The 21,063-nt window shown below is 33.9% G+C and carries 28 protein-coding genes; 7 read left to right on the top strand and 21 right to left on the bottom strand.

The window, feature by feature from the left end; all coding sequences use genetic code 11:
* Positions 1-20: 20 nt before the first annotated feature.
* Positions 21-503, top strand: a complete 483-nt coding sequence (locus tag PBT91_RS14350; RefSeq protein ID WP_270059145.1) for a hypothetical protein — start codon at positions 21-23, stop codon at positions 501-503.
* A 63-nt stretch (positions 504-566) separates the two neighbouring features.
* On the opposite strand, the gene PBT91_RS14345 is transcribed toward PBT91_RS14350, so the two are convergent.
* The 3 genes from PBT91_RS14345 to PBT91_RS14335 form a co-directional block, all read right to left on the bottom strand.
* The gene (locus PBT91_RS14345; protein WP_270059144.1) at positions 567-1,682 is read right to left on the bottom strand and encodes a PAS domain-containing protein; all 1,116 of its coding nucleotides are present in this window, start codon (positions 1,680-1,682) and stop codon (positions 567-569) included.
* A 110-nt stretch (positions 1,683-1,792) separates the two neighbouring features.
* A complete protein-coding gene (locus tag PBT91_RS14340) occupies positions 1,793-2,119 on the bottom strand; it encodes a hypothetical protein (protein WP_270059143.1) in 327 nt (108 codons plus the stop codon).
* Positions 2,120-2,227: 108 nt separating this feature from the next.
* Positions 2,228-2,896 (bottom strand): M15 family metallopeptidase, encoded by a 669-nt coding sequence (locus PBT91_RS14335; RefSeq protein ID WP_270059142.1) that lies wholly within the window; start codon positions 2,894-2,896, stop codon positions 2,228-2,230.
* A 77-nt stretch (positions 2,897-2,973) separates the two neighbouring features.
* On the opposite strand from PBT91_RS14335, the gene PBT91_RS14330 reads away from it, so the two are divergent.
* From PBT91_RS14330 to PBT91_RS14320, 3 genes are all read left to right on the top strand, one after another.
* The gene (locus PBT91_RS14330) at positions 2,974-3,762 is read left to right on the top strand and encodes an XRE family transcriptional regulator (RefSeq protein WP_270061475.1); all 789 of its coding nucleotides are present in this window, start codon (positions 2,974-2,976) and stop codon (positions 3,760-3,762) included.
* 50 nt (positions 3,763-3,812) lie between these two features.
* Entirely contained in the window at positions 3,813-4,355 is a 543-nt protein-coding gene (locus PBT91_RS14325) for a Crp/Fnr family transcriptional regulator (RefSeq protein ID WP_270059141.1), read from the top strand.
* 145 nt (positions 4,356-4,500) lie between these two features.
* Entirely contained in the window at positions 4,501-5,181 is a 681-nt protein-coding gene (locus PBT91_RS14320; protein WP_270059140.1) for a type 1 glutamine amidotransferase domain-containing protein, read from the top strand.
* Positions 5,182-5,270: 89 nt separating this feature from the next.
* Here PBT91_RS14320 and PBT91_RS14315 read toward each other — a convergent pair whose 3' ends face one another.
* The 4 genes from PBT91_RS14315 to PBT91_RS14300 form a co-directional block, all read right to left on the bottom strand.
* Entirely contained in the window at positions 5,271-5,462 is a 192-nt protein-coding gene (locus tag PBT91_RS14315; RefSeq protein ID WP_270059139.1) for a hypothetical protein, read from the bottom strand.
* Entirely contained in the window at positions 5,443-5,796 is a 354-nt protein-coding gene (locus tag PBT91_RS14310; protein WP_270059138.1) for a hypothetical protein, read from the bottom strand. Before PBT91_RS14310 ends, PBT91_RS14315 begins: the two co-directional genes overlap by 20 nt.
* Before the next feature lie 126 nt (positions 5,797-5,922).
* Positions 5,923-6,135, bottom strand: a complete 213-nt coding sequence (locus tag PBT91_RS14305) for a hypothetical protein (protein WP_270059137.1) — start codon at positions 6,133-6,135, stop codon at positions 5,923-5,925.
* A gap of 97 nt (positions 6,136-6,232) precedes the next feature.
* Complete coding sequence (locus PBT91_RS14300; RefSeq protein ID WP_270059136.1) at positions 6,233-7,492, bottom strand: 3-deoxy-D-manno-octulosonic acid transferase; 1,260 nt, start codon at positions 7,490-7,492, stop codon at positions 6,233-6,235.
* 74 nt (positions 7,493-7,566) lie between these two features.
* On the opposite strand from PBT91_RS14300, the gene PBT91_RS14295 reads away from it, so the two are divergent.
* A complete protein-coding gene (locus PBT91_RS14295; RefSeq protein ID WP_270059135.1) occupies positions 7,567-8,700 on the top strand; it encodes a DegT/DnrJ/EryC1/StrS family aminotransferase in 1,134 nt (377 codons plus the stop codon).
* 112 nt (positions 8,701-8,812) lie between these two features.
* Here the strand turns inward: PBT91_RS14295 and fabD are convergent, their stop codons facing one another.
* The 5 genes from fabD to PBT91_RS14270 form a co-directional block, all read right to left on the bottom strand.
* Positions 8,813-9,694, bottom strand: a complete 882-nt coding sequence (gene fabD, locus PBT91_RS14290) for an ACP S-malonyltransferase (RefSeq protein ID WP_270059134.1) — start codon at positions 9,692-9,694, stop codon at positions 8,813-8,815.
* A 199-nt stretch (positions 9,695-9,893) separates the two neighbouring features.
* Positions 9,894-10,394: a pyridoxamine 5'-phosphate oxidase family protein gene (locus PBT91_RS14285; RefSeq protein ID WP_270059133.1), complete on the bottom strand. Its 501-nt coding sequence runs from the start codon at positions 10,392-10,394 to the stop codon at positions 9,894-9,896.
* Positions 10,395-10,487: 93 nt separating this feature from the next.
* Positions 10,488-11,351, bottom strand: a complete 864-nt coding sequence (locus PBT91_RS14280; protein ID WP_270059132.1) for a fructosamine kinase family protein — start codon at positions 11,349-11,351, stop codon at positions 10,488-10,490.
* Positions 11,338-11,829, bottom strand: coding sequence for a dihydrofolate reductase (locus PBT91_RS14275; RefSeq protein ID WP_270059131.1), 492 nt, complete (start codon positions 11,827-11,829; stop codon positions 11,338-11,340). Before PBT91_RS14275 ends, PBT91_RS14280 begins: the two co-directional genes overlap by 14 nt.
* A gap of 3 nt (positions 11,830-11,832) precedes the next feature.
* Positions 11,833-12,276 (bottom strand): 2TM domain-containing protein, encoded by a 444-nt coding sequence (locus PBT91_RS14270; protein ID WP_270059130.1) that lies wholly within the window; start codon positions 12,274-12,276, stop codon positions 11,833-11,835.
* A 94-nt stretch (positions 12,277-12,370) separates the two neighbouring features.
* On the opposite strand from PBT91_RS14270, the gene PBT91_RS14265 reads away from it, so the two are divergent.
* Complete coding sequence (locus PBT91_RS14265) at positions 12,371-13,456, top strand: aminotransferase class V-fold PLP-dependent enzyme (RefSeq protein WP_270059129.1); 1,086 nt, start codon at positions 12,371-12,373, stop codon at positions 13,454-13,456.
* A 46-nt stretch (positions 13,457-13,502) separates the two neighbouring features.
* Here the strand turns inward: PBT91_RS14265 and PBT91_RS14260 are convergent, their stop codons facing one another.
* From PBT91_RS14260 to PBT91_RS14225, 8 genes are all read right to left on the bottom strand, one after another.
* Positions 13,503-13,784, bottom strand: a complete 282-nt coding sequence (locus PBT91_RS14260) for a DUF427 domain-containing protein (protein WP_270059128.1) — start codon at positions 13,782-13,784, stop codon at positions 13,503-13,505.
* A 24-nt stretch (positions 13,785-13,808) separates the two neighbouring features.
* Positions 13,809-14,216, bottom strand: a complete 408-nt coding sequence (locus PBT91_RS14255) for a hypothetical protein (RefSeq protein WP_270059127.1) — start codon at positions 14,214-14,216, stop codon at positions 13,809-13,811.
* A 4-nt stretch (positions 14,217-14,220) separates the two neighbouring features.
* On the bottom strand, positions 14,221-14,832 hold the full coding sequence (locus tag PBT91_RS14250; RefSeq protein WP_270059126.1) for a hypothetical protein: 612 nt from the start codon (positions 14,830-14,832) through the stop codon (positions 14,221-14,223).
* Between the two features lie 25 nt (positions 14,833-14,857).
* Positions 14,858-15,835 carry an L-histidine N(alpha)-methyltransferase gene (locus PBT91_RS14245; protein ID WP_270059125.1) on the bottom strand — a complete coding sequence of 326 codons (978 nt, stop codon included), beginning with the start codon at positions 15,833-15,835 and terminating at the stop codon, positions 14,858-14,860.
* Between the two features lie 15 nt (positions 15,836-15,850).
* The gene (gene egtB, locus PBT91_RS14240; protein ID WP_270059124.1) at positions 15,851-17,014 is read right to left on the bottom strand and encodes an ergothioneine biosynthesis protein EgtB; all 1,164 of its coding nucleotides are present in this window, start codon (positions 17,012-17,014) and stop codon (positions 15,851-15,853) included.
* A 136-nt stretch (positions 17,015-17,150) separates the two neighbouring features.
* The gene (locus PBT91_RS14235) at positions 17,151-17,561 is read right to left on the bottom strand and encodes an energy transducer TonB (protein ID WP_270059123.1); all 411 of its coding nucleotides are present in this window, start codon (positions 17,559-17,561) and stop codon (positions 17,151-17,153) included.
* Between the two features lie 35 nt (positions 17,562-17,596).
* Positions 17,597-17,974, bottom strand: coding sequence for a TonB family protein (locus PBT91_RS14230; protein ID WP_270059122.1), 378 nt, complete (start codon positions 17,972-17,974; stop codon positions 17,597-17,599).
* Between the two features lie 29 nt (positions 17,975-18,003).
* The gene (locus tag PBT91_RS14225) at positions 18,004-18,828 is read right to left on the bottom strand and encodes a thymidylate synthase (RefSeq protein WP_270059121.1); all 825 of its coding nucleotides are present in this window, start codon (positions 18,826-18,828) and stop codon (positions 18,004-18,006) included.
* Positions 18,829-18,983: 155 nt separating this feature from the next.
* Between PBT91_RS14225 and PBT91_RS14220 the strand changes: the two genes are divergently transcribed.
* On the top strand, positions 18,984-20,606 hold the full coding sequence (locus PBT91_RS14220; RefSeq protein ID WP_270059120.1) for a hypothetical protein: 1,623 nt from the start codon (positions 18,984-18,986) through the stop codon (positions 20,604-20,606).
* A 26-nt stretch (positions 20,607-20,632) separates the two neighbouring features.
* On the opposite strand, the gene PBT91_RS14215 is transcribed toward PBT91_RS14220, so the two are convergent.
* Entirely contained in the window at positions 20,633-21,061 is a 429-nt protein-coding gene (locus PBT91_RS14215) for a VOC family protein (RefSeq protein WP_270059119.1), read from the bottom strand.
* Between the last annotated feature and the right edge of the window lie 2 nt (positions 21,062-21,063).

Here is a 21,063-nt window from a genome sequence, read left to right as displayed (position 1 = left end):
TAACAAATCTTAAGAACAGCATGAGAACAAAAATACTTTTAGGACTTTTAATAGCTTTTTTGACAATAGGATGTAGTCAGGAAAGACCAGGTGCAGATACTTTTAATTTGGATGTAGCAGTCGAGATTACAGTTGAGAATCAACGTGGAGAAAATCTTTTAGATCCTAGTCATCCTAATAGTATCAATTCAGACGAAATAAAACTTTATTATGTGGAAAATGGGAAAGCGCAGGAAGTTTATGATGAAACAAGCGATCTACCTAGAAGTTTTGTTGTTTTTAAATCTGGAGATGAATATAGAATGAGAATTGTACAGAACTATTCTGACGAAGAAGAACCACTTACCTTAGTACAGTGGAATGAGAGAGATATAGACACCATTAAAAGTGAGTACTTAAAAGGTGATCGATATATAATTCAAGATAAGATATACTACAACGGAAAATTGAGTTGGTCTAGTAGCGACAGTTTCGAGCCTCATTTCGGAGTTGTGAAAAATTAAATATTTCGTTATTTCTTTAAGATTAGTTTTGAAAAATGCCCTAAGATATTAGGGCATTTTTTTTTAATATAGTTTGCTGAAACTTTTCTTTATTTTTTGATAATTTTCGTTTAGACCTTTTATCTCTACATCAATCTCTTCAGAAACAACTTTTATATATTTAATAATTTCTTTATTGTTTAGCATGTCTTCCTCAGTAGATGATACTTCCAGTAAATGAATCAACCCAAGCATATTGGCGATAGGTCTTCTCATTATATGTGAGATGTCAAAAATAATTTGTTCAAGTAAATCTATATAATTCTTTTTATCGGTTATGTCCCTAAAACTTCCGTACCAAACTGTTCGTTTTCCCGCCTGGTTGTCTGGAAATGCACGAGATTGATGCCATGCATAGTCGCCATTAGGCTTGCTAACTCGGTAGGTAACATCCAATTCCTTTTTATTTTTTATAGCTTCAATAAAAGTGTTCTCTACTTTTAATCGATCGTCTGGATGTACAAATGGTAAGGCCTTAAATGGATTTTTTTTAAATTCTTCAGGGGTTAGCTGAGGTAAGAGCTTTTTTAAAGTCGCATTTATATAAGTGAACTGAACGTTTTTATCTTCATTTACTTCTAACTGAAATAAAGCATCCAGAGAGTGATTACTTAATTTATTGAATTTATTTATGCTTTTTCTCAATAAATCGGTTTGATTTATATGCTCTTTTTTATGTTCTAAATAATCTATTGTTTGATTACTTAAAATTTGAAGCGCCTCAATTTGAGTTGAGGTTAATTTACGTTTTTTCTTATCGATCACGCATAATGTGCCTAAAGCAACACCGCTACCGGTAATAAGAGGTGCGCCGGCATAAAATCTTATATGAGGTTTTCCTACTACTAATGGATTATCTTTAAAACGCATATCCTCAAGAGGATTTTCTACAATTAAAACTTCCTGGGGATTATTAATGGCATATCTGCAAAATGAGCTTTCTATAGGAGTTTCCTTGATATCGAGTCCAATTTTAGACTTAAAGAACTGCTTTTCTTTACCAACAAGGCTAATTAATGAAATAGGAGTATCGCAAATAGCGGAAGCCATTTGAGTTAATTCGTCAAGAATTTTTTCTGAAGTTTTATCCTGAAATTTAAAACTACTTAACAGTTCGTGCCTAACATTTTCTTTTTCCATTTCTTTGGTAACAAGTATCCACTGAAAAATAGGAAAAATATGTATTACTTAAATAATTAAGATGTTATTTAAATTAAATCTAAAAAAATATGCTCTTATTTGTGAATTAGTTATACAGCTTTGTTTAGTTTTATATCATCTTCGGGAAATCTAAAAAGATGTTCATGATCTGCTTCTTCAGCTTTAAGAAGTACGGTTTCCAGTGTTGAGTTAGGAGTTCTTTGATATACGATCTTTATTTTGAAATTTAAAGTTCTTTCATCTGTGTAAAATTCTCCTGTATTCTTATCAAATCCACCATCCGTAGTGCAGCAAATACTTTTTATTTGATAATTCTGTACTTTTTTGAGAATCTGAAGATCTAGATTATTGAAATCGTATTTATCTTTCAATTGTTTCAATCTCTTTCGAAGTCCAAGTGATTTAACTTTCTGCATTATTGGTAGGTTTTTCTCAAAAATACTTTAATTAAAGTTTAAATATTTATAAAAAACATTGAATTTAAAGTTAAATAAAGACTGTTTAATTGGATGTTTTGTTAAATTTTATTTGATTATAAAATTAAAATACGTTTCTGGAAAAGGCTCATTTCTAAAAGTATAGTGCCACCACTCCTCGCTATAATGTCGAAATCCATATTTAGACATTATAGATTTAAGATATTCTCGGTTTTGACGCTGATTTTTATTGAGATCCTCAAAATTGTGATGAGAGCGCTCCCCGAAAAAGTCAAAATTTCCGCCCATATCTATTTCTTCAAGTGTGTTTGCATCTATAATAGTTAAATCTACTGTACTACCCCTAGAATGACCAGATTTTGTAGCGATATATCCTAAACTAAATAAATTCATTTTTCGTTTATTAGGATAAAACTCAGATTTATTTAAAGTATCCTCTGCTTTTTTAGACCAAGCTATAAAACTATCAACTGCTCGTTGCGGGCGATATGCATCAAATATCTTTAGACAATATCCTTCATTTTCAAGTTCCTGCTGTACTTTTTCTAAAGCTTTGGCAGCTTGAGAGCTTAAAATTATTTTATTGCTCTCGTAGCCGGGGACTGGTCTTCCGGTAAAATTATGGTTCTCTAAATATCTAAGTTCACTTTCAATGTCTGGAATAACTTCAGATAAGTAAACAAATCCTTCTGGTAAGTTTTGAGAAAAGCTAAAGTTGAAAATTAAGCAAATTAAAATAAATACCGTTTTCTTCATCAAAATATTTGTTTTAAAAATTGGAATTAATCCAGATAATCATCATATTGCATGGAATAATTCCTAATACTGAAATTATGGCCGTACCATCCATCGAAATTAAGCATTTTAAAGAAGTAAGAGAAGAAAACAATTTTACCCAGGCAGAATTTGCTGAAGTTTTAGGAATTAAAAACTCTACAGCAGATATCGAACGGGGCAGGACTAAACTATCTGGGAGGGTTGTGGCAGAGCTTTTAAGACAATTTGGTATAAATCCCCTTTGGCTTTTTGGAGATAGCGGCCAAAAGTATTTAAAAATTTCAAAAGGAGATGTTAGTCCAAAGGTTGTGACAGTAGATCGCGTTGGAGATAATGAGAATATTGTTATGGTCAATCAAAAGGCGGCTGCAGGTTATCCTCATAACGTTCAGGATGTAGAATGGTACACTCAATTACCAGCTTTCGATATTCCCTTACCAGAATTTAGAAACGCTAGTTACCGCGGTTTTCAGGTAGAGGGTGATAGTATGTTACCCAATTATAGACCAGGGGAGTGGGTAATGGCCAAAGGTGTTGGCGGGATGGACGAGGTTAATAATAATCGGGTTTACGTGGTAGTGATGTACGATTCCGTTTTAATCAAGAAAATTCAGCGGCTTCCAGATCCTTCTAAACTTTTATTGATTTCTTTAAATGAAGAATATTTGCCTATAGAAGTGAAATTAGGTGATATTCAGGAATTATGGCAGGTAAATAGTAAACTTACTTTTAACCTCGATAATCCTTCAGAAAATGGATTATTTCAGCAACTGCAACAATCGATGGAAGAACTCAAAAGAGAGCTGCAACAATTTAAATCGTATAGAAACGAAGCTGCTTCATAATAATAGATTAAATTATCGAAAATTATATCCTATCCCAGATATTTAAGCAGGTGTCTTTTTCAAATGAAGATCTTGACATTCTACAAGAACATGTACATCGGGTAGAGTTGCAAAAAGGTGAATTGCTTTTAACAGCAGAGGAAACTGTAAATTACCAATATTACGTACAGTCTGGATGCTTAAGAACGTATTTTATAGATCAGTCTGGGAAAGAATTTACGCTGCAGTTTGCCATTCACGACTGGTGGATAAGTGATTATACTGCTTTTTTTAGTGCTTCTAAATCATTGATGCATATCGAATGTTTACAAGATGCTGAATTATATCGAATCTCGAAATCTAGTATGGAACAGTTATTTTTAGAAATCCCGAGACTAGAATCTTTTTTCCGAAGAAAAATGGAAAGAGCTTTTGCAAGTTTTCAAAAACGAATTTTAGCCGGGTTATCACTGCCAGCAAAAGAACGTTATCTCGCTTTTATTAAAGCGTATCCGAATATCGAGCAAAGCGTTAAAAACTATCATATCGCTTCTTATCTGGGAATTACTACAGAAAGTTTAAGCCGAATCCGTAAGGAAGTGAGCACATTCTGATTTCTTACCATAGATCAATTTTTGCGATTACTATTCAGGGTAATTTTGCGATGTAATAAAATTACAACTGAAATTATAAATCATTTTTTGTTAGTGCTGGCTTAATGAAGTTTGCATTATTAAGAAATATAAAATTGAAAATGTTATGAAAAAATTAGTGTTTGTTTTAACCAGTCATGAAGATTTAGGAGATACTGGAGAAAAAACTGGTTTTTGGATTGAAGAATTTGCTTCACCATATTATATCTTAAAAGATCAAGGTTTTGAAATTACTTTAGCCTCACCAAAAGGAGGACAACCACCAATCGATCCTAAAAGCTATGAACCAGACTTTCAGACCGCTTCCACAAAACGTTTTGATGAGGATAAAGAAGCGCAGCATCAGCTAGCGAATACCTTAAAATTAGAGGGTGTAAGACAAGAGGATTATGATGCAGTATTCTATCCAGGAGGTCATGGACCATTATGGGATCTGGCAGAAGATAAATATTCTATTGCCCTAATAGAAAGCTTTTACAACAACGCTAAGCCTGTTGCAGCCGTATGTCATGCACCTGGAGTACTTAAGCATGTGAAAAATACTGAAGGTGAAGCATTAGTAAAAGGTAAAAGGGTAACTGGTTTTACCAATGGCGAGGAAGAAGGTGTGCAGCTTACTAATGTTGTTCCTTTCTTGGTAGAAGATATGCTTAAAGAAAAAGGAGGAATTTATTCTAAAAAAGAAGATTGGCAGGCCTATGCTGTGGAAGATGGTCTTTTATTTACCGGGCAAAATCCCGCTTCTTCTGAATTGGTAGCAGAATATCTATTGAAAAAACTTAGCTAGTATTTTTAAAATAGAATTAATAAAAAAGGCAGTCTAAAATAATCTTTAGACTGCCTTTTTTAATTTTTAATGGTTAGTTTTGCTCAGTGTTAATCAACCGCATCCTCTACTGCATCGCCAACGTCATCAGCCGCATCTTCAACACTATCGGCTGCTTTTTCTACACCCGATTTATCTTCTCGGCATGATGTCAAAATTAGCGTGGTAACCAATGCCGTTAAAATAATTAAACCTCTTTTCATAATTTTGTTTTTGTCTTTGTTAATAATCGTCAGATCCATCAATTTCATCGGCAGCATCATTTACAGCATTTTCTGTCTCGTTTGCTGCTTCATCGATAGCATCTCCGGTTTCATTAGCCGCATTTTCAATGGCATCCCCAGTTTCATTAGCAGCATTCTCTATGGCATCTCCTGTGTCATCTGCAGCTTGCTCTAAATCTTCTTTAACACCGTTATCATCATCATTCATGTCGTCATAGTCATCTGACTTATCTTCTATCATACCGTCATTTACTTCAGTATCATCGGTATCTTCATTCGCAGTCTCTCTACAAGAATTCATCGTAAGAGAAATAGTAAGGAATGAAGCTAAAATTAAAAAGTAACGCTTCATAAAAATTAGTTTTTTTGGTTAGGATAAATGTAAGGTGTAGAAAGACAGACGGATAAAAAATTATTCTAAAATTTTATTAAGAATTTTCTAAATCTTTCCTTTTATCTGAAAATTTCTTAATACACTTTAATTATCATCGCCAATCTTATCAATTTCTTCATCTATTTCTTTGTTAACTTTTTTATCTACTTTTTTTGCTGTACGCTCTAGAATTCCTTCATTCTCTTGCTTCTCAACTTGTTTTTCCTTTACGACAGTTTTTTGAGGTTCTTCACGGCAAGACCAAAATGAACCCGTTGTTATAGCTAAAAATCCGCCTATTACCATTAATCGTTTCATATCTAAATATTCTTTTATAGATCGAAATTACGATTAATACTATCCAGAGGATATATTTTTAATCAATTTTAGTAACAAATGTTAAAATCGACTAAATTCAAGAGTTGTGTTTTTTTAAATAGGAAATAACAGTAGAAGTAGCCCCGGTATTGCTATTTATAAAGTGCCCACTTATCATTCCTGTTTTTTCTCGGAATGTTTTATCTTCAACAAGTTTAGTTGTAACATTTTTAAATTCATCTGAGGAAGCAACGGAAAATAATCCGGCGAGTTTCTGAAGTTGCCTGGCTTCTGGAAATTTTTCGAAGTTTTTACCGATAATTATCGGGATACCAAATGTTGCTGGTTCTAAAATATTATGCAAACCACTTGTACCCGCTGCACCACCAACATAAGCGATATCAGCATAATTATATATTTTGGTTAATAATCCAATCGTATCTATAATTAGCACTTGAAATTGGTTAATTTCAGCATCCTTTTTTGCTGAAAATAATACTGTTTTCTTTACAAATTGAGCTTTTAGTCGCTCAATTTTTTCAGGCTTAATCTCATGGGGAGCAATAATGATTTTTACATTTTCAGGTGCCGTATTTATATAATCTAACAAAATCGCATCATCTTCTGGCCAGGTGCTTCCGGCAACGATACAGGTTTTATTTTCTTTGAATTTGGCTACAAAATCAAGTTGATTATTATATTCTAGCTGCCTCGCCACACGATCAAAACGAGTATCACCGCTTACCGTGGTATTTTCAATATTAATCGTTTTTAAAAGCTGCTTTGAAGATTCATTCTGAAGAAATATGTGTTCAAATACCTTTAGGGACTCTTTAAAGAGACTTCCGTAGGACTTAAAATAGATCTGTTCTTTTCTAAATGCTCCAGAAATTAAAAATGTGCGAATTTTATTTTCTTTTAATTCCTTTAGAAAGTTTGGCCAAATATCGTATTTAATAAAAAAAGCAAGCTTTGGTTTTATAATAGATACAAAGCGTTTTGCATTCTTAGGAGTGTCGATGGGTAAATAAACAATTGCATCGGCTAATGGATGTTCTTTTTTGTTCTCGTAACCAGATGGAGAATAAAAACTTACCAGAATTCTATAATCTGGATAGTTGTTCTTCAATGCTTCCATAATTGGTACAGCCTGCTCAAATTCGCCTAATGATGCTGCATGAAACCAAGCCCAATCTTTAGAGAAATCTAATTTCTCCAGTTCGCTAAAAACCTGTTTTCTTCCGGCCACAAACAATTTAAGTTTTGGATTGAATTTTGCAGGAATAGGTAATGCTGCTTTAGTTAAATAAGTAAGTAAATTATAAATACCTCTCAAAACACCGAATTTAGAATACAAAAGTAGGGGTTTCAATAAAAATGTATGGCAATAGCTGCTATATTTCGTAATTTTGAATTCACAAGAAAAAACAAATGAGAAAGATACAGATGGTTGACCTTAAAGGTCAATACGAAGGAATAAAAGATCAAATTAACTCTTCTTTTGATGAGGTTATTTCCTCAACTGCGTTTATAAACGGGCCTGAAGTTCAGAATTTTCAGAAGGAAATGGAAGAATATCTTGGTGCAAAACACGTAATTCCTTGCGGTAATGGGACTGATGCCTTGCAGATCGCAATGATGGGCTTAGGCTTAAAACCGGGAGACGAGGTGATAACAGCCGATTTTACTTTTGCTGCAACGGTAGAAGTTATCGCTCTTTTAGGTTTAACTCCGGTTCTTGTAGATGTAGAGCCAGATACCTTTAACATCGATCCTGAAAAAATAAAAGAAGCAATTACACCAAAAACTAAAGCGATTGTGCCGGTACATTTGTTTGGGCAAACTGCAAATTTAGATGCCATTATGGATATTGCTGCGGCACATAATCTTTTTGTAATTGAAGATAACGCACAGGCGATTGGTGCGAGTTATCACGATAAAACTGGGAATTCTTATAAAACCGGAACAATCGGTCATATTGGAGCTACTTCGTTTTTTCCTTCTAAAAATTTAGGTTGTTATGGCGATGGAGGAGCTATTTTTACAAATGATGATGAATTAGCGCATACCATACGTGGTGTCGTGAATCATGGTATGTACGAGCGTTATCACCATGATGTTGTTGGGGTAAACTCAAGATTAGATAGTTTGCAAGCTGTGGTTTTAAGAGCAAAATTGCCGAAACTTGATGCTTATAATGCTGCCAGAAGAAAAGCAGCAGATCTTTATGATGCCGCTTTAAAAGGACAGGAAAATATAAAAATTCCTGTTCGAGTTGGAGAAGATGATACTCATGTTTTTCATCAGTATACTTTAAAAATTACTAATGGAAAACGAGATGCTTTGGTAAAGCATTTTCAAGAAAAAGGAATTCCTTGCGGTGTGTATTATCCAATTCCGCTTCATAAACAAAAAGCTTATGCTGATGAGCGCTATAATGAAGCCGATTTTGAAGTAACCAATCAATTAGTTAAAGAGGTAATTTCCTTGCCAATGCATACCGAGTTGGATGAAGAGCAAATTGAATTTATTACTAAAGAATTGATCGAATTTGTGAATGCTTAGAAAGCATGCTCTATTTTTATATTTAATTAGTACCAAAATATTCTAAATAAAAAAAGCCCAAATTCATTGAATTTGGGCTTTTTTTATACTTAGGTTATTCCTCTTTTAATAACTATATCGTCGCAGAAGAAGTTTCCATTTTGCGATCTACTTTTTTAACAAGTCCTTGTAATACTTTACCAGGGCCTACTTCTGTAAAGCTTGAAGCTCCGTCTTTAATCATATTTTGTACTGATTGTGTCCATTTTACCGGAGCAGTTAATTGAAATACCAGATTTTTCTGAATTTCAACCGGATCGGTAACCGCAGTAGTACTTACATTTTGGTAAATAGGACAGCTTGGATTCTTGAAGTTTGTAGCTTCAATGGCAGCTGCAAGTTCTTTTCTTGCTGGTTCCATTAGCGGCGAATGAAAAGCTCCTCCAACCGGAAGAAGCAGTGCACGTTTAGCACCACGTGCTTTCAATTCCTCACAAGCTTTTTCAACAGCTCTGATTTCACCAGAAATTACTAATTGTCCTGGGCAGTTATAATTTGCAGCAACAACGGTACCATCAACTTCAGCACAAACAGCTTCTACTAACTCATCTTCTAGACCTAAAACTGCGGCCATTGTAGATGGAGTGATTTCGCATGCTTTTTGCATTGCCGTTGCGCGTTGTGAAACTAATTTTAAAGCGTCTTCAAATTCTAAGGTGTTGTTAGCCACAAGTGCAGAAAACTCTCCAAGGGAATGCCCGGCAACCATATCTGGTTTAAAATCTGCTCCTAAAACTTTACTCAAAATAGCACTATGCAAAAATACTGCGGGTTGAGTAACTTTAGTTTGTTTTAAATCTTCAGCAGATCCACTAAACATTATATCCGTGATAGAGAAGCCCAGGATCTCATTTGCTCTTTCAAATAATTCTTTGGCTTCAGCAGATTTTTCATAAAGATCTGCTCCCATTCCTGAGAATTGTGCTCCCTGTCCGGGAAAAACGTATGCTTTCATTTTCTAAATTTTATCCTTTCAAAAAGGCTTTAATAGCTTTCTCGATCCTGTTATTGCAGTTTCGAAACTCGAAATTATAAATAATATCATCATTTCTTCCGAAGAAAAAATAAGGAATCTATGGCAAAAATAGCAAGAATAAAAAAGACCTCACAACAAAAAATAGTTGCGAGGCCTTCTTCGACAAATACATCTTTAATTACAAATCTAATTTTCCTTTTTCTCCAATATCTTTTTGATCGCCTGTAACCGCAGCTACACCCATTTTAAATAGTGAAACATATTTATTGGATTTGGTATCCCAAAAATAAGCTTCTTTTGGATCGATCTTAAGTGCGCTTAAATTTGGATCGTCCTCTCCTTTAAACCAAGTATCATCTACTTTGCTGTAAAGATCTTCCAGAATATCTTTTTCAGTTACTATAGAAGCCTGTCCATAGATACTTATAAATTCATAATCCTTTGGATCACTATATAAAAGTTGTACATCACTATCTTTAGCAATATTCCCGTTGTGATCACTATTCATACCGCTTAGAAACCAAATATTTCCCTCAGTATCCACTTTTTTAGTGGTCATTGGGATCGCATCTACCGGCTTAGAACCAATATTTGTAATCATCATGGCAGTTTTAATATCTTCTACCATAGATTTCATTTTCTTTCTTGCCTCACTATATTCTAAATTCTCTGTGCTCATAGTTTTAATTTTTAATGAAGATACGATTACAAAAATCGCTAAGGCGCTAAGAAACTGCTAAAAACCGCCAGTTTGCTGTTAAGAATTGTGAAATTAGGTATAGCGTTCTATAATGTTTTTGCATGAACCTAAGTAGCCGGTACCAAATAAGTTAAGATGAACAAGTAAATAGTAAAGTTGCCAAATAGAAATACGATTTTCAAAGCCTTTTTCTAAAGGAAATTCTTCAGAATAAGTATTGAATAATTCAGCATCAAATCCACCGAAAAGCTTCATCATCGATAGATCCATTTCTCGGGGTGCATAAGCAACAGCGGGATCGATAAGGCAGGGATTGCCTTGAGCGTTTACCAGGTAATTACCATTCCAGAGATCACCATGAATTAATGCTGGTTTTTCCTGCGGAATAATATTGTATAATTCTGAACAAAATTTGTTAGTATCACCTAGACTATATCCTTGCTCTTTAGCTAGTTTGAATTGGGGCTGAAGTCGTTCTTTTATATAAAAATCAATAATATTTTCATGCTCTTTATTTTGCTGAGGTAAGCTGCCAATATAATTGTCCTCAGAAAAACCGAATTTTGGTTGTGTATTTCTATGAAGATCGGCTATTTGTTTCCCAAAATTAGTCCAGAAATTTGAAGATTTAGGACCTGTTTCCCGATAGTCCATAAGAAGGCATGAGTATCCGGCTTCAGTATAAACATCGATCATTTTGGGAACGTCTATAGCTTTAGCCGCTTTTAAAGCTTTCATTCCTTCCATTTCAGCTTCAAACATTCCTGGAAAACGCTGCGCGCTATTTATTTTTATTACTTTTTTACCTTCCGAAGTATTTAGCAAAAAAACAATATTAATATCACCACCAGATAATTGATTGATATTGTTAATTTTTAGATCGTTTTTTTCTTCAATTAGTTTAAAAAGTGGTTGGTAAGTTTCATTTACGCTCATAAGTTAGGTAACTAAAAGAGTATTTGTGCTTTTCGTCTTTTTCATGAAAAACTTCTTCCGTTAACGTCCATTCTTCCTCATCTATTTCAGGAAAAAAAGTATCGGCATCATCAAAGCTTTCATGAACACGGGTAAGTTCAATTTTATCAGTTCTATCCAATCCCATTTTGTAAATCTCCCCACCTCCAATAATAAAAGGATTAGGATCCAGATCCTGAGCAATTTTTAAAGCCAGTGATAAACTTTTTACGACATACACACCTTTACCGGGATCGTAATTTTCATTTCTGGTAATTACAAAATGTGTTCTATTTGGGAGCATACCATCAAAACTTTCAAATGTTTTACGCCCCATTATTATTGGGTGGTGACTGGTAAGCTCTTTAAAACGCTTAAAATCGTCTGGCAGACGCCATAAGAGATCATTTTCTTTTCCTAGAGCATTATTTTCGGCTGCTGCCGCGATCATGGTAATCATATACTAGTGGTTGTTTGGTTGGTTTGGATTATCAGGAGAAATGGGTTTAAACTTTTCGTTAGTGCTATTTTCTCCAATATTTTGTTTATAGTTTTTTTCGGGCAGGGGGTAATCCTGTTCTACCTGTCGCCCAAGCTTAGCAATTTTTTCTTTTTGCTTAGCAACCAGTTTTTCTATTTGTTTGGCCTGCCATTCTTTACCCATAAATGTGTTCACTAAAAACACATTAAAAAAATGAATTAAGAAAATAAATCCCCAAATAAGCACAATCCAAACAAACCAATTATAGCCCAATAATAACAGGTCTTCTTTAAAACCTATCACCACATTTAGAATTATAGCCAAAATAGAGACACTAAGAAATACTATAAAATGCTGAAATAATCTTTTTTTCTGAAGAGTTCTTTTTCTGGCGTTTTCGTACAACTCACGCTGTTCGGCGTCCATTTTAGAAGTGTTTTTCTTTTTCGAGAACATAAATAAAGGTACTTTAGTGCTATTAACAAATTTACATTTTTTAGAACTGAATTCTTTAAGGCTTATGAGTAATTTAAGAAAAGGCTTTCCTGTTTTAGAGCGATATACTTACCTAAACACCGCAGCTTCAGGCTTGCTAAACGAGAAAGTTTTAGAATTTCGGCAAGAGCATGATCTCGATTTTTTAATTTCTGGAAGTGTTTTAAAAGAAGGACAAAGTAAACTTTTAACGAGCGTTCGTGAAAAAGTTGGCGAGGCTTTTAGTTGTGCCCCAAATAGAGTAGGGCTGGTGCCTAATTTCTCATATGGTTTTAATACGCTTTTAGAAGGTATTGAAAAACCTAAAAAAGTTTTATTGCTGAAAAATGATTACCCATCGATCAATTGGGCGGTAGAATCCAGGGATTTTGACATTTGTTATGCTGAAATTAATGAATTTTTAGAAGAAAATATTGTTGAAGCTTTAAAGAAAGAACAACCAAATTTCTTCGCATTTAGCATTGTGCAATATATCAACGGAATTAAACTAAGCACTGCTTTTCTTACTCAGTTGAAAAAAGACTTTCCTGAAGTTATTTTTATTGCTGACGGGACACAGTATTTGGGAACTGAAGCTTTCGATTTTGATGCTACCGGAATAGATGTTATAATTTCCAGTACTTACAAATGGTTAAATGCCGGTTATGGAAATGGTTTTATGCTTTTCAATGAAGACATCGAGGGTAAAGTTTCACCAAAGCATTTAGGTTTTGGTTCGTTACAGGGGAAATATAAAGCACACGAAGGCAATTTTTTAGGCAAATTTGAACCGGGCCATCAGGATACTTTAAACTATGGGAGTTTAGGGGAAGCATTGAAAATGATCAAACAAATCGGAATTTCTACGATAGAAGACCAGGTGAATATTCTTAAGGTTCAGGCTAAAAAAGTATTTACCGAGATGGATTTGCTGGAGCATACCGTTGCGAAAAGAGGCGATCATTCATCAATTTTCAATATTAAAGGCGACGATAAATTGTATCAATATTTACGAGAAAAAGATATTATTGTTTCTCAACGTGGTGAAGGTCTGCGGGTAAGTTTCCACTATTTTAATACCGAAGGAGAATTGGATATTTTGGTAAAGGCTTTAGAAAATTATAAAAGATAGATACTATCTAAGAAACCAAAATTCTAAGTTTCCAATATACTTTTTGTCACTCCTTAATCTCTACTCCGTTTTTAAAGGCGACGTGATTTTGGATAGGCTTGGCAGCGTAACTTGCTTTTGGATAATACCATGCGGCATCTTCGTTTTTCTCACCATCTATTTCTATGCTGAAATAGGAAGCTAAGCCTTTCCAAGGGCAGCGGGTTTGCTTTTGGCTATTTTTGAAGTATTCTTTTTTAATGCTTTCCATGGGGAAATAATGGTTGCTTTCTACTGTTTTTGTTTCAGTACTTTCAGCAATAACCGTATTTTTCCAAATGGCTTTCATCAATAATTCTTTTATACTTTTAATTTATCTGGCTGTTTCTAGGTGTATAGGGAGTGTTGCATCTCCGTCAGACTTAAATAAAAAATAACTTCTAAAGTTATTTTCGGTCTCTTGCTCACTGTATGTTTTAACGAGTTCCCATCCTAAACTCTCCATATAATTTAACGCATGTACAATTGAATTAAATGTTCTTTTATTTCCATCTTCATCCCTGATATAAGAATTTTTAAATAATGCCTGTTCCTGGCCATAGTCAATCTGGATGTCGATATATTTCGACAAAAATTTCCCAGAAGGAATAATCAAACAGTATTTTACGGGAATATCCACACGATCTTTATAAGTACTATCCATGGTTTCTTTAGTGGCGCTTTGGGAAGTGGCTACCTGCGTAAAGAAAAATAATAGAAGGAAAAGTGTTGAAAATTTCATGTTGTTATTTTAGTTCATTTTCGATAAAAACCTGAGGTTTTTTAGTAGGTTGCTGAATTAAAATTCCCATGCGATTATCCTTAAGTTTTGCTAAAACTACTTTAGATTTTCCATTAGAATAAACAAAGCCACTCCAAGTGCTTTCAAAAGCATTTTCAGTATGGTTGATCGTCATTTTAGATGAAAAGACATAAGTTTTATGATCAAATGAAATCTTATTTTCTTCAGTGTTTAGACTAAAATCGGGATAGGCTTTTGTAGTTGATCGAAATTCGATAATTTTTGAATTCTTTTCTATATCGTAAATAAAACTTTCTTTCAGTTTAACAATTTTGAGATATTCATTTTGACTATACGCTATATCACTTTTTATTCTGGTCTTTTCTGAAAGGTACTTTATTACATTACCGTTTTCGATATCAACAAATGTCAGTTTTGTTTCATTTTCGTTGTTTATAGCAGATTTTTCGACAGATTCTATCTCAGAAAAATTAATTTTTCCCTGCGGAATAAACTCTTGTATAGCTCTATTTTCTGATGTTTCAGAATAATTCTGAACGGGAATAAAAGCGAAACTTAAAAGAATTGCCAAAAAAAGGAGTAGTAACTTTTTCATATAAAATGGCTGTTTATTAGCAAATTCAAAAACCTTTTCTTCTAAAGATATAATTTTTATAGCAGTTTTCCGAATCGCTAAATTCTCCAGTAACTGCTAATCCAGCTTCTTCGGCTAGCCATTGTACAATATTATCATCGTATTTCTGTGAAATTTCGGTATGAATGGTTTCCCAGGCATCAAAATGAATATCTAGGTTAAGTTTGTCGATTTTTACCTGTTGTTCTTTTTTACTAACAAGGTAGCTGGCAGCGGTTCCTGTTTCGGGATTGTAGGTTTCCCAGTGTTTAAATTCATGGGTATTAAAGTCGGCCTCCAATTCGTTATTCATTCGCACCAAAAGATTTTTATTAAAAGCTTCGGTGATTCCATGGGGGTCGTTGTAAGCATCCAGGATCTTTTGCGGATCTTTTTTCTGATCAAATCCCATAAATAGCATATCTTCTTCACTCATCGCTTCGCAGATATTCTTTAAAAAATCGATGGCTTTTTCGTGCAAAAGATTTCCAATGTTAGAACCCAAAACCATGATCACTTTTTTGCGTGAATTATAATCGGCCAGTTTCTCTAAGGTTTTAAAGTAAGTTCCTTGTTGTGTTTTAATTTTTACACCGGGAATTTCAGTCTTTAAAGCTTCTTCTAATTCATCTAAAACATGCTGACTAATATCCACCGGTAAATAATTAAAATCATAATTTTTACCGACTAAATGTTTTAATAAAACCTTTGTTTTTTTACCGTCGCCGGCGCCAAGTTCTATAAGGTCGAAACCTTTTTTACTGTTGAAAGAATCTGCGATTGCTGCCGTATGTCGCTGAAGAATACCGAGCTCACAATTGGTTAAATAATACTCTGGCATATTCATGATTTGCTGAAAAAGCTTGTCTCCTTTTTCATCATAAATATATTTTGAAAGCAGATATTTAGGAAAGCTGGTTAAGCCTTTGGCAACATCTTCTTCAAAAGCAGTTGCGTATGTTGTGGTAGTTGGTGTGGATTTCATAATGTAAGTTGATCGTTATTTTGCAAGGCGAATTCCGGTGAATTGCCAGCGTAAAGGGGCATGAAAAAAGTTGCGATAGGTTGATCGGGTATGATTTTCTGAAGTTGCTACAGAGCCACCACGTAAAACTTTTTGATTCACCATAAATTTCCCATTGTATTCGCCTAAAGCGCCGGGAGCTTTACTGTACCCGGGATAAGGGGAATAAGCGCTTTCTGTCCATTCCCAGCGTGAACCCCAATCAAATTTTGTGCTCGCAATTTCCCATTCCTGCTCGGTTGGTAGGCGTAAGCCTTTCCATTGCGCAAAAGCAAAAGCTTCGTAATAACTAATATGGCTTAATGGAGCGTCAGGATTTAATTTTTGTAAACCTTGCAAGGAGAATTGATGCCATTGGCCATCGATTTTATGCCAGTATGATGGTGCTGAAATCTGAGTGGTATTTACCCAATCCCAACCTTCAGCATGCCAAAGTAAAACATCTTTATAACCACCGGCTGCGATAAATTCGATATACTCGTTATTGGTTACCAATTTGTTTGAAATTTGATAATCGTTTAAATATACGGTGTGACGGCCAAGTTCGTTATCATAACAAAAATCGTTGTTATTATGCCCAATCTCATAGTTCCCCTTTTCTACGGAAATCCATTCTTGTTGAAAATCTTGAATCGGGTTTTCTTGAAATTGATCGTTGTATTTAGGGAACAAAGGATTGTTACCTAAAATATATTTTATATCGGTATAAAGTAATTCCTGATGTTGTTTTTCGTGGTGACAACCAATCTCGATAACTTCAAGAACTTCTTTGCTTAGGTTAGCAGATTCGAGAAATTGTTTTAACGTTTTAGAAACATAATCACGATATTTATAGACCCAGGCAACGGTAGGTCTTGAAAGATTTCCGCGATCTGTACGTATCACTTTTTCACCAACGCTTTCGTAATAACTATTAAAAACGTAAGCAGAATGTTCATCAAAAAGCAGGTAATTGCTTTTATAAGGTTTAAGCACAAATTCTTCAAAAAACCATGTAGTATGCCCAAGATGCCATTTGGGTGGTGAGACATCTACTATTGGTTGCACAACGTAATCTTCAGTTTCTAAAAAAGAACAAATAAGTTCAGATTGTGCTCGTGTACTTTTAAAAAGATCTAATAATTCTGGCTGTGTAAGCATAAAAGAGAAATACGGTTAGTGCGTATCTCTCAAATTTACAATTTTTTAGAAGCTAGCGGTTTTCACCAGCGTTAATCCAAAGTTAAAAAAGGAATAGTGATAGAAAGCCGATGTATTGTGTTAATTAGGCTATAATCTATAATTGCAAAGGGATCGTATATTTTATAGAAACAGGCTTTCCTGCCTTTTTACCCGGAGTCATTTTAGGCAGTTCAGCGAGCATTTTTTGTACAGCAGATTTAATTTTTGGCTCTTTAGTTTCGATCTTGTCGATCTTAGCATTACCGTTTTCATCAATATGCATTTTTATAGTAGCCTTACCACGAATAAAATCTCCAGAATCTTTCCGCGGATATTTATAAGTGGTCTTTACGTGATTTAAGAATTTGCTATTAAAGCAATTGTCCTTATTGTCTTCATTCTCACAACCGGGCCATACTAGTGCGATTTCTTTTACGGTAACAGTATTACCTTCGGTTTTTACATTTTCTTGTGCGTAGCTCATCAAGCTTACTAACAAACAACCAATAAATAGTATTTTTTTCATAAAAACTGAAGGTAATAAGTTATAGTATAATTTTTTTAGAATTTATAAGAGACCGTAAATTCTCTTGCATCCACCTCGCCCTGTAATTTTCCAGGTTTCATTTTAGGCATTTTTTTAATCATTTTTTTCGCTGCTTCGTTAACTAAAGGTTCATTCCCTTCGATATTCAAAACATTTACTTTGCCTTCTTCATCAACTTCAAATTTGATGGTTACTTTTCCTCGAACATATTCTCCGGCATCGTTTTGTGGATATTCGTAATTTTCTTTTACGTGCTGACTAAGCTTCTGATTAAAACAAGCCTTTACATCTTCACTGTCTTCGCAACCTGGCCAAACCGGAGAGGTTTGTTGAGCTGCGATTGTTCCTACAGTTCCGAATACAAAACTTGCGATAAGCAATAACCTTTTCATGATAATAAAAATTTTAAATTAGAATTAGTTTACACCGCAACTTTACCTTTTATAGGTGGATGCGGATCGTAACCCTCTAATTTAAAATCTTCAAACTTAAAATCAAAAATATCTTTAATTTCTGGATTGATCTTCATTTTTGGTAAATCTCTTGGCGCTCTACTTAATTGCAAATTCACCTGATCCATATGATTGCTGTAAATGTGTACGTCTCCAAAAGTATGAATAAAATCTCCAGCTTCGTAACCACAAACCTGAGCCATCATCATCGTAAATAATGCATAAGAAGCAATATTAAACGGAACGCCTAAAAATACATCGGCACTACGTTGGTAAAGTTGACAACTCAATTTTCCATCTGCTACATAAAACTGAAAAAATGCGTGGCAGGGTGGAAGCGCAGCTTTGCCATTGGCTACATTTTCTGAAAATGAAACCGAGGTATCTGGCATTACTGAAGGATTCCATGCAGAAACCAACATTCTACGACTATTAGGATTTGTCTTTAGAGTTTCAATAATTTCTGAAATTTGATCGATTTCCTCACCATTCCAATTTCTCCATTGATGGCCGTAAATTGGTCCTAAATCACCATTTTCATCGGCCCACTCGTTCCAAATACGTACGCCGTTTTCTTTTAGATATTCAATATTTGTGTCGCCCTTTAGAAACCAAAGCAGCTCGTAAATTATGGATTTTAGATGTACTTTTTTTGTGGTTACCATTGGGAAACCTTCGCTAAGATCAAAACGCATCTGGTAACCAAAAACACTTTTGGTTCCGGTACCCGTACGATCGCCCTTTTCTGCACCGTTATCTAAAATATGTTGTAGTAAGTCTTGATATTGCTTCATAATTCTGCTGCCCTTTTTTCAAAAAATGAACTAACTAATAGGGCGCTAAAATAATGAATTTGGATTACAGTAATGCTAGATTACTCAAGCATTTATTATCCCTGATTTTTTAACTAATTATTTAGTTGTATATTGCTACTATAAAATTATCAATCATGAGCCATCGCAACTATTACTTCATACTTTTAATTTTTTTTATCCTTTCAAGCTGTAGTACTTATCATCATTTAGCTGAATATAACTATGTTAATGGGGCTAAGCTTATAAATAAAGAAGCAGCGATTTCTGTTCAATATTTTGGGGATACGCAGTTCCTTCCTTTAAAGCAAATTGACAAAATTTCACTTCGAAATTTACTGAAGAAATACTCTTTTCTAAATAAGAAAGATCTTCTTTCGTATTCCAAAATAACGATTGCACCCAGATATACGGCATATTTATTTCTTAGGGAGTATGAAAAAAATATAGATAATTTAGAATTTCCCATAAAAGATACGGTAACGAACTCAGTATTATTTCAAACTGCTAATAATCAAAAAAGGGCTTATCTATTATTAACAAGGGATGATAGTATGAATATTGAAGGTATTATTAAAGATGGAAAAGAAATTTTAAAAAGTATTCAATTTAAGATAGATAGTAGTAATGCTTTAACCTATTCCAGTGTTTTCGAAGGCGTAAGGAAAGATATTAATTATCTACGAGCAAGTGAAAAACTAATAAATGCGCCAGTTGAAGATAGCCTTGGGCAAGACTGGATGGAATACCAGTTTTTGACTACCATCAATTCTTTTATGCAGAATAATACAATGTATGATAGCCTGATTAATGTTTATGAACAGAAGAGAATAAGTAAACAAAAAGTAAATATAGCAAGTATTGATACCTCAAAGGTTTATTATAATATCTCTGCCTTGAATAAAATTGCAAAAGAATCGAAATCTACCAACGTAGTTATGGTGAATGAAAATCACTGGTATCCAAAACATCGATTATTTACAATTCAATTACTGAAGAAATTAAAAAAGAACGGATTTAATTATCTGGCACTTGAATCTTTGAGTAGTTCTTTTCAGGCTTCAAAGATTAATGAAAGCCGACCTTATCCTATATTGAGTTCCGGCTACTATATTCAGGAATCATATTTTGCACATCTTATAAGAATAGCAAAAGAATTGGGATATAAAATTATTGCTTATGAAAGTAGCGATAAGGCAATAGATAGAGAATTAGGGCAAGCAAAAAAACTTGCAGAGACCATAGAAAATGATCCAAAAGCTAAAATCCTGGTACACGCGGGGATCGATCATATTTTGGAAGAGCCAACCAAGAACGGGAAGCGAATGGCTGTTTACTTCAAGGAGATCACTGGTATAAATCCTTTGACGATAAATCAGGTTGAAATTATTGATAAAACGGCTAATAGCCTTACACTAATACCATTTGATGAACTGCCACCTGGGCAAAAAAAGATAAATGACTTTTTTGTGATAAACAATATACCTGTTAATCTAAAAAATACTTACCCAGAAAAAGAATTTAAAAACTATAAACTGAATTTAAAAAACTACGATTTAGAAGATACCTTATTGTTGAAAATTTATAATAAAGAAGAATTCGATATTTATAAAAAGAATGCAGTGCCGGTTCTTAATTTAAAGAAGGAAAATTCTGATGATCTAGAAATCGCACTACCCGTAAATGATTATGTCCTTATTGTTTTAGGTGAGCAAGGGGAAACATCTAAAGGAGAAATAAGTTTAAAAGCAGAAATATAAAAAGTATTAGACTTAGATCAGATTAATTATTCCTGAATGTTTTCATCATAACACACAAATTCGATAATATTATTTTCCGGGTCTTTGATAAAAACAGATTTCCATTTAATCCACGGGAAAACTTCAGTAGTAGATTTGAGATTTAGCTCTTCAATTTTCAACAAAAAATTATCATAATCTTCTTTTGCAATTTCAAGGGCAAAGTGATGTAATGACGAATTTTTAGAATTTATGTCGCTTAGTTTTTCCCCGAAAGCTGTTGCATTTTCATTATGAAATAATGCAAGTGTTTGATGATGCCCTGCATTCCCTTCTGCAATTTTGAAAAAGGTGAATTTTGCTGAGTTTCGAATAAGTTCTAAACCAATAGCTTTATGATAAAATTCAGTCATAATTTCCATGTTATTTACTCTAATAACAATTTCACCAAGACTTTTTATCTTTCCTTTGATCATGC

The sequence above is a fragment of the Zunongwangia sp. HGR-M22 genome (assembly GCF_027594425.1).
Taxonomy (GTDB): domain Bacteria; phylum Bacteroidota; class Bacteroidia; order Flavobacteriales; family Flavobacteriaceae; genus Zunongwangia.
The sequence above is the reverse complement of the archived record's forward strand: the minus strand, read 5'-3'. Positions and strand labels throughout refer to the sequence as shown.

Excerpts from the sequence above, each read along its gene's own strand:
- PBT91_RS14350 (WP_270059145.1), top strand. The coding sequence starts at position 21 with ATGAGAACAAAAATACTTTTAGGACTTTTAATAGCTTTTTTGACAATA.
- PBT91_RS14345 (WP_270059144.1), bottom strand. The coding sequence starts at position 1,682 with ATGGAAAAAGAAAATGTTAGGCACGAACTGTTAAGTAGTTTTAAATTT.
- PBT91_RS14340 (WP_270059143.1), bottom strand. The coding sequence starts at position 2,119 with ATGCAGAAAGTTAAATCACTTGGACTTCGAAAGAGATTGAAACAATTG.
- PBT91_RS14335 (WP_270059142.1), bottom strand. The coding sequence starts at position 2,896 with ATGAAGAAAACGGTATTTATTTTAATTTGCTTAATTTTCAACTTTAGC.
- PBT91_RS14330 (WP_270061475.1), top strand. The coding sequence starts at position 2,974 with ATGGCCGTACCATCCATCGAAATTAAGCATTTTAAAGAAGTAAGAGAA.
- PBT91_RS14320 (WP_270059140.1), top strand. The coding sequence starts at position 4,501 with ATGAAAAAATTAGTGTTTGTTTTAACCAGTCATGAAGATTTAGGAGAT.
- PBT91_RS14315 (WP_270059139.1), bottom strand. The coding sequence starts at position 5,462 with ATGGATCTGACGATTATTAACAAAGACAAAAACAAAATTATGAAAAGA.
- PBT91_RS14310 (WP_270059138.1), bottom strand. The coding sequence starts at position 5,796 with ATGAAGCGTTACTTTTTAATTTTAGCTTCATTCCTTACTATTTCTCTT.
- PBT91_RS14305 (WP_270059137.1), bottom strand. The coding sequence starts at position 6,135 with ATGAAACGATTAATGGTAATAGGCGGATTTTTAGCTATAACAACGGGT.
- PBT91_RS14295 (WP_270059135.1), top strand. The coding sequence starts at position 7,567 with ATGAGAAAGATACAGATGGTTGACCTTAAAGGTCAATACGAAGGAATA.
- fabD (WP_270059134.1), bottom strand. The coding sequence starts at position 9,694 with ATGAAAGCATACGTTTTTCCCGGACAGGGAGCACAATTCTCAGGAATG.
- PBT91_RS14285 (WP_270059133.1), bottom strand. The coding sequence starts at position 10,394 with ATGAGCACAGAGAATTTAGAATATAGTGAGGCAAGAAAGAAAATGAAA.
- PBT91_RS14280 (WP_270059132.1), bottom strand. The coding sequence starts at position 11,351 with ATGAGCGTAAATGAAACTTACCAACCACTTTTTAAACTAATTGAAGAA.
- PBT91_RS14275 (WP_270059131.1), bottom strand. The coding sequence starts at position 11,829 with ATGATTACCATGATCGCGGCAGCAGCCGAAAATAATGCTCTAGGAAAA.
- PBT91_RS14270 (WP_270059130.1), bottom strand. The coding sequence starts at position 12,276 with ATGGACGCCGAACAGCGTGAGTTGTACGAAAACGCCAGAAAAAGAACT.
- PBT91_RS14265 (WP_270059129.1), top strand. The coding sequence starts at position 12,371 with ATGAGTAATTTAAGAAAAGGCTTTCCTGTTTTAGAGCGATATACTTAC.
- PBT91_RS14260 (WP_270059128.1), bottom strand. The coding sequence starts at position 13,784 with ATGAAAGCCATTTGGAAAAATACGGTTATTGCTGAAAGTACTGAAACA.
- PBT91_RS14255 (WP_270059127.1), bottom strand. The coding sequence starts at position 14,216 with ATGAAATTTTCAACACTTTTCCTTCTATTATTTTTCTTTACGCAGGTA.
- PBT91_RS14250 (WP_270059126.1), bottom strand. The coding sequence starts at position 14,832 with ATGAAAAAGTTACTACTCCTTTTTTTGGCAATTCTTTTAAGTTTCGCT.
- PBT91_RS14245 (WP_270059125.1), bottom strand. The coding sequence starts at position 15,835 with ATGAAATCCACACCAACTACCACAACATACGCAACTGCTTTTGAAGAA.
- egtB (WP_270059124.1), bottom strand. The coding sequence starts at position 17,014 with ATGCTTACACAGCCAGAATTATTAGATCTTTTTAAAAGTACACGAGCA.
- PBT91_RS14235 (WP_270059123.1), bottom strand. The coding sequence starts at position 17,561 with ATGAAAAAAATACTATTTATTGGTTGTTTGTTAGTAAGCTTGATGAGC.
- PBT91_RS14230 (WP_270059122.1), bottom strand. The coding sequence starts at position 17,974 with ATGAAAAGGTTATTGCTTATCGCAAGTTTTGTATTCGGAACTGTAGGA.
- PBT91_RS14225 (WP_270059121.1), bottom strand. The coding sequence starts at position 18,828 with ATGAAGCAATATCAAGACTTACTACAACATATTTTAGATAACGGTGCA.
- PBT91_RS14220 (WP_270059120.1), top strand. The coding sequence starts at position 18,984 with ATGAGCCATCGCAACTATTACTTCATACTTTTAATTTTTTTTATCCTT.
- PBT91_RS14215 (WP_270059119.1), bottom strand. The coding sequence starts at position 21,061 with ATGATCAAAGGAAAGATAAAAAGTCTTGGTGAAATTGTTATTAGAGTA.